Raw genomic sequence first — 6,261 nt, 5'->3', positions numbered from 1 at the left:
GAGTCAGCGCGCTGGTCGGACTACGGCGCTGACTCGGCGCACGGGTTACGCCGTGACCTCGATCTTGCGGAGGATCGGCGCGCCCGAGAACGGGTTGAGGATCACGTTGTCCAGCCGGTCGCTGTAGTAGGTGGCGCTGAAGCTCCAGCGGAACGGGATGGTCGGGAACTCCTCGGCGAGGATGCCCTCGGCCTCCTGGTAGAGCGCGACGGACTCGTCGAGCGACGGCGCGGCCGCGGCCTCGTCCAGCTTGGCCTCGAAGTCCTCGCTGTACCAGCCCCAGTGCCCGGCGCCGGGCTCGCCCGACGCGTAGAAGCTGAGGTAGTTCTCGTTCAGCGGGTAGTCCGGGAACCAGTTGTTCCGGAACATGCCGTCGAAGCCCTGCGCCGCACGGGTCGAGAAGTAGTCGTCGCTCGAGACGATGTTGAGCTCGTACGGGATGCCCAGCACCTCCTCGATCGAGTTGCCGATGGCGGTGAAGTACTCGACCTCGGCGTCGTCGTCACCCAGGCTGATCTGGAGCTTCTCGCCGTCGGGCCAGCCGCCGGACTTCTCCAGCGCCGCCTTGGCGGCCTCGGGGTCGTAGACGCACCACTCGCACGTGCCGGCCTCGCCGCCGGGCACGCCGCCCGGGACCACCCAGGAGTCGGCGGGCGTGGCCTGGCCGCTGCCCAGCGAGGAGATGATGCCCTCGCGGTCGATCGCCATCGAGATCGCCTTGCGGAAGTCGATGTCGTTCCACGGGCCCTCGGTGTAGCCGGAGAAGCCGAGGTACGTCAGCGAGGCGCCGGGGCGCTCCACGTAGCGCTCGGAGAGCTCCGGGTCGTTCTTCGCGGACTCGACCTCGGCGGTCGGCGGGTACGACAGGTCGAGGTCGCCGGCCTTGAAGTCCGCCCACCCCGCCGTCTCGCCCGCCGCGTACTCGGTCCAGTGGATGGCGTCGTAGCTCGGCGTCTCGTCGAGCGGGTAGTCGGCCCACTTCTCGACGGTGAGCTCCTGGCTCTGCTGCCAGTCGGTCACCTGGAACGGGCCGTTGCCGATCGGCTCGATCGCGCACTTCTCGACGTCGTCCAGGCACTCCTGCGCGATCGGGAAGAAGCCGGTGTAGCCGAGCATCGTCGCGAAGCCGGCGAACGGCGAGGCGAGGGTGACCTCGAGGGTCAGGTCGTCGGTGACCTTCAGCCCGGACAGCTCGTCCGCGGCGCCCTCGGCGGTGATGTTGCCGTCGTCGTCGGTCGTGGGCTGCATCTCGTCGTAGCCCTCGACGATGCCGAAGAAGTAGTTGGAGTACAGGCCGTTGTCGCCGTCGGCCGTGTAGTTCCAGGAGCGGGCGAACGCCTCGGCGTCGACGGGCTCGCCGTTCTGGAACGTGAGGTCCGGCTTGATCTTGATGGTCCAGACCGTGTTGTCGTCGTTCGGCTCGATGGACTCGGCCACGTAGTTGTACGGCTCGGTGGTCTCCGGGTCGTACCGGACCAGACCGTCGTACACCACGTCGAGGACGCTGATGTTGTCGTAGGCCCCGGCGTCGCCGGGGAACAGCGTCTCCATGTCCTGGCTGATCCAGGTCTCCAGGGTGACCGGACCGTCGCCTTCGACGGTGTCGTTCGGGGTACACCCGGCCACGGTCAGGGCCACCACGGCCGCCGACGCGGCGAAGGTGGCGAAACGTGCTTGCCTCACTGATTGCCTCCCCAGTTCGTCTCCCCGGTCAACTGGCGGGGAGGTTTGGACCATATCGCCACGGAAGTGGGGCCGCCTGGAAAGTCGTGTTAACCGTCTGTAACGATTCGTCAGGTCTCCTTCCTTGCGAGCGACCTGCGCTCACGCGGAAGGAGACCCGACGAACGGCGAACGTCAGCAGCCGCCGAGGTCCCGCCACGGCCCCCACGGCGTGGCGGAGGGCTCCTGGTTCCGGCTGTACCACTGCGCGGTCCAGCGGTGGCCGTGGTGCACCACCGTCTCGCCGCCGTCGTACACCGCGGTCGGCGTCCAGGCCGGGTACGTGCCGCCGGCGCAGGCCTGCGGGGCGCCCACCTCGGCCCACGGGCCCCACGGCGTGGCGCCGGGGGTCTGGCCGCGCGTCCACCACAGCGCGGTGAACACCGCGCCGTCGTGACTCACCTGGTCACCCGCCGTGTACACGGCGCTCGCGGACCAGGCCGGGGCCGCCTGCGCCTCCGGCTCGACGAGGCGGCCCACGCCCCAGCGGGCGGTGGACTGGTAGCCCGTGCCCGTGGGGTCGGCCCAGTTGCGGACGGCGGTCCGTGCGCCGCCGGTCGCGTCGTTGACCTGGAAGTCCAGGCCGTGGAACGTGCCCGGACCGCCGTACGACAGCAGGTCCACCGACGCCTCGACGCGGTAGCCGCCGTCGGTCGCCGTGGCGGCGCTGGACACGCGGGCGCGCTGCGCCGCCTCGTCCCCGGTGCCGAAGGAGACGGCGTTGCGGGCCGAGACCCGGATCTGCGTGTCGTCGGCCCGGTAGCCGCCGTTCTTCGCGTTGCCGCCGTCCACGTAGATCTCCACGGAGTCCTGGATCCACGGGTCCGAGCCGGAGACGTCGACCACGGGGTCGGCGACGTCCGCCAGGACGTAGAGCGTGCCGTCCTTCCACAGGGTGTGGACGGTCGCGACGGCGCCGCCTGAGCCCTCGACCTGCTTGGTGGTGGTCACCGCGTCGCCGGCGGTGGCCCAGACCTCGTCGACGTCGCCGTCGACCAGCGGGGCCTGCGCGGCCTCGGCGACCTCCAGGTACGACAGCTCCTCGACCAGCGTGAGCGTGCCCACGGCACCCGGCGAGTTCCACGCCGTGGTCTCGTCGCCGCTGGTCACGCGGGCGTCGAACGTGGCGGTACCGCCCTCGGCGAGGGTCGCGGGCAGGTGCACGACGACGTCGTAGCCGCCCTCCCGCTCGCTCACCTCCGCGGCCGCTCCGTCGCTCGTCCCGTCACCCGGCCCGGTCACGGTCCCGTCCCGGCCCACCACGTACTCGGCGTCGTCGAGCACCAGGGTCACGGCGTCGTCCGCTGCCGCCGCGGCGTCGTCCACCGTGACGAACGCCGTCAGGTGGTCGGCCGCCCAGCGGAGCTGGAAGGCGGCCGCGCCGCCGCCCGGGGCCTCGAACGTGTGCCGCGGCAGCCGGTCCCACACCGGGGACGCCGTGGCCGAACCGTCCAGCGGCACGTTCCCGGCGAACACGTTCGCGGTGCGCAGACGCGCCGGCAGCTCGGCCCCGGCCGCGCCGTGGTACGCGGGCTTGGCCTGGAAGCGGTCGTCGAAGAGCAGCGGCGCGCCGCTGTCGACGCGCCACGACCGGCCGTCGGTCAGGCCCCAGGCCGTCACGCTGAACAGGTCCTCGGCGTGCGCGCGGAACACGTCGAACGCGTCGCGGTAGTAGTAGCCCTGGTCGACCAGCCGGGCCTGCGTGACCGGCGTGCCCGTGGTGACGTCCAGCTCCGTGACGGCCTGCGTGACCGGCAGGTCCGCGAACCGCTCGATCGCGCCCTCCAGCGCGCTGACCGGCATCGCGAGCGACACGTGGAACTGGTGCCCCACGCCGTCGACCGGCACGCCGCGCTCCAGCAGCCGGCCCACCAGCGCCCGGTACCGGTCCTGCTTGCCGCCCTGCTCCGTGTTGTAGTCGTTGATGAACAGGGTCACCGGGCGCTCGCGCACCGCGTCCGACGGCGGGGCGGCGTACGTCTCGTTGAACGCCTCGTCCGCGTACTCGAACGCGAGGTCGATGTACTCCTCGCCCAGGATCCTGAACCACTCGCTGCGGCGCAGGCCGTCCGGGTTCTCCGCGCCGTCCGAGACCACCTCGTTGACCACGTCGAACGCGACCAGCGGGTTCGTGGCCGAGCCGAAGAGCCCGTAGTCGTCGCTCAGGTTCTCCGCGATGCCGAACACGTGGTCGCGCAGGCGCTCGCGGAGCACCGCCCGGCCCGCCTCGTCGGCCGCCAGCGGCTCGCCGGCGTCGTCCTGGAAGAACCAGTCCGGCGTCTGGCTGTGCCAGACCAGCACGTGGCCGTAGACCCGCAGGTCGTTCTCCTGCGCGAAGTCCATGAGCGCCGTCGCCTCGGGGTGCCGGCGCAGCGTGCCGTCGGCGTCGTACCAGGCCTCCGGCTTCATGTGGTTCTCGGGCGTGATCTGGCCGAAGTGCCTCCTCAGCAGCTGGGCCGCCGCGCCCGACGTCTCGCGACTGTCGATCGCGACGCCCACCGGGAAGTCGACCGTCTCCTTCAGCCCGGTCAGGTCCTCGATCAGCGGCGGCTCCGGGACGGACACCACGATGTCGTCGATCAGCCAGTCGCTGGTGTTGCCGCCGTTGTACGCGGTCTCGAAGTAGAGGAGCGCGCTGTCGTGGTCCGGCATGGTGAACGTGGCGGTCACCTCGGTCCAGCCGCTGCTGGTCAGGCCCGTGAACTGGCCGAGCGTCGAGAACGTCTGGGTGCCGTCGACCGTGCCGGCCAGGCTCAGCCAGACGTCGCCCGGCGTCTGCCCCGCGGGGAAGCGCACCCAGGCGGAGACGTCGTAGGTGACGCCCGCGCGCAGCACGCCCGTAACGTCGCGGCCGATGCCGTCGCCGGTGTCGTCGCGGCCGGTGAGCGCGGCCGCCCAGGTGCCCCCGTGCGCGTCGGCGTCCGTGACCGCGAGCGTGAAGTCGGAGGCGTCGGTGCCGTTGCGCGGCGCCCAGCCGCCAAGCGTGCCGTCCTCGAAGTCGGTGCTCAGCACGGTGCCCGACGCCGGGGGCGTGCCCTGCGGGAACGTGAACGTCCAGCCGTCGGCGAGGCGCTCGCTGACGACGGTGCGCACCGCGGCGAGCGTGCCGGACCGGTCGCCGCCGCCGTCGTGCGCAAGGACCAGCTCGCCCGGGACCATGGCGGTGCGCAGGTTGGCGGTGAGGGTCGGGACGTCCTGGGTCTCCCAGTCGGCGATGGTGTTCCGCACCGCGAGCGGCTGCATGCCCAGCTCGACCGCGACGCCGGGCGTCACGCCCCAGGAGCCGTTCGGGGCGCGCCAGAACGGGACCTTCTGGTTCGGGTCGCCCAGCGCGTCGCGGATGATCCCCAGGTTCGCGACCAGGTCGGCGCGCACCTGCTCCTGCGTCCAGGAGCCCATGTCGGCGTACGACGTCGAGTGGTTGCACAGCACGTGGCCCTCGGCGACGATCCGGCGCAACAGCGCGGCGCCGCCCTCGGCCTGGATGTTCTGCCCGATGACGCAGAAGACGGCCTTCAGGTCGTGCTCCGCGAGGAAGTCCAGCAGGGCGGGCGTGGTGCCGGGGTTCGGGCCGTCGTCGAAGGTCAGGGCGGAGACGTTCCCGCTGCCCTCGGCGGCGTACACCGGCGTGGGCACGGGGTTGATCGCCCCGCCGGGCACGACGTCGTCCGGGGGAACCGTGTCAGAGGTGGTCACCATGATGTCGTCCACGAGGAGCGTGTAGGGGGCGTCCTGGTCGGTGCTGCCGAGGTAGGCCTGCAGCTCGGCCGGGTCGGCGTCGGCGGCGGCCGTGTACGTGCCGGTCACCGTGGTCCAGCCGGTGCCGACCGTCGTGTTGCCGACCCAGGTGTACGCCGGCTTCACGACGAACCGGACGCCGGTGCTGGTGGGGGCGGGCGGGTCGGTGGGCTCCGCGGGCTCCGCGAGGCGGGCGCGCATGCTGAACGTGTAGGTCAGCCCCGGGCGGAAGATCCCGGTGGGGGACTGGAGACCCTCGTAGTCGGCGGCCCGCGTGATCGCGAGCACGCTGCCCGCGCCGTCGGGGTCCGGGACGACGTCGAGGCCCGCGCCGCCGCTGGGGGTCCAGGTGCCGGTGGTGCCGTCCTCGAAGTCGACGGCGGTGACGACGGTGGTGTCGGCGGCTTCGGGTACCGTGGGTGCTGGCGCGGCCGTGGTGGCGGGTGCGGCGACCAGGGCTCCCGTGGCGAGGAGCGCGACGGTGCCGAGGCCGGCCGTCCAGCGGCGGGTGGCCCGGGTGCCGGCTGCCGGGTCGGTGGCGGCGAGCTGGCGTGTGAAACGATTTCTACCGGGCGCTTGATCTCGGGCGATGAAACGATTTCGATGAGGCATGCTGCGCTCCCTTGCGCGTGTCTCGGGTGGGGCGGACGCCGGGGCGACGGTGCCGCGGCGAACGTAGGGGCAGCGTAGCCAGCGTGCCCGGACGCCGTCGAGACCCGGCTCGACAGATCAGCCGGTCGCTGAGGTCGGCACCTTCCTACGAGGTCGGCACCTTGCATCGAGATCGGCACAGGCCTGTGC

Annotated in this window: 2 protein-coding genes; both read right to left on the bottom strand. The window is 71.9% G+C overall.

Annotation, left to right across the window (positions count from 1 at the left end; genetic code table 11):
- Positions 1-45 precede the first annotated feature (45 nt).
- Entirely contained in the window at positions 46-1,683 is a 1,638-nt protein-coding gene (locus ACFV9Q_RS12910) for an ABC transporter substrate-binding protein (protein ID WP_377234737.1), read from the bottom strand.
- Between the two features lie 174 nt (positions 1,684-1,857).
- Positions 1,858-6,072, bottom strand: coding sequence for an endo-1,4-beta-xylanase (locus ACFV9Q_RS12905; protein WP_377234736.1), 4,215 nt, complete (start codon positions 6,070-6,072; stop codon positions 1,858-1,860).
- Between the last annotated feature and the right edge of the window lie 189 nt (positions 6,073-6,261).

This window comes from Promicromonospora sp. NPDC059942, assembly GCF_042731755.1.
In the GTDB taxonomy this organism is placed as follows: domain Bacteria; phylum Actinomycetota; class Actinomycetes; order Actinomycetales; family Cellulomonadaceae; genus Promicromonospora.
This window is presented reverse-complemented; position numbering and strand designations above follow the sequence as displayed.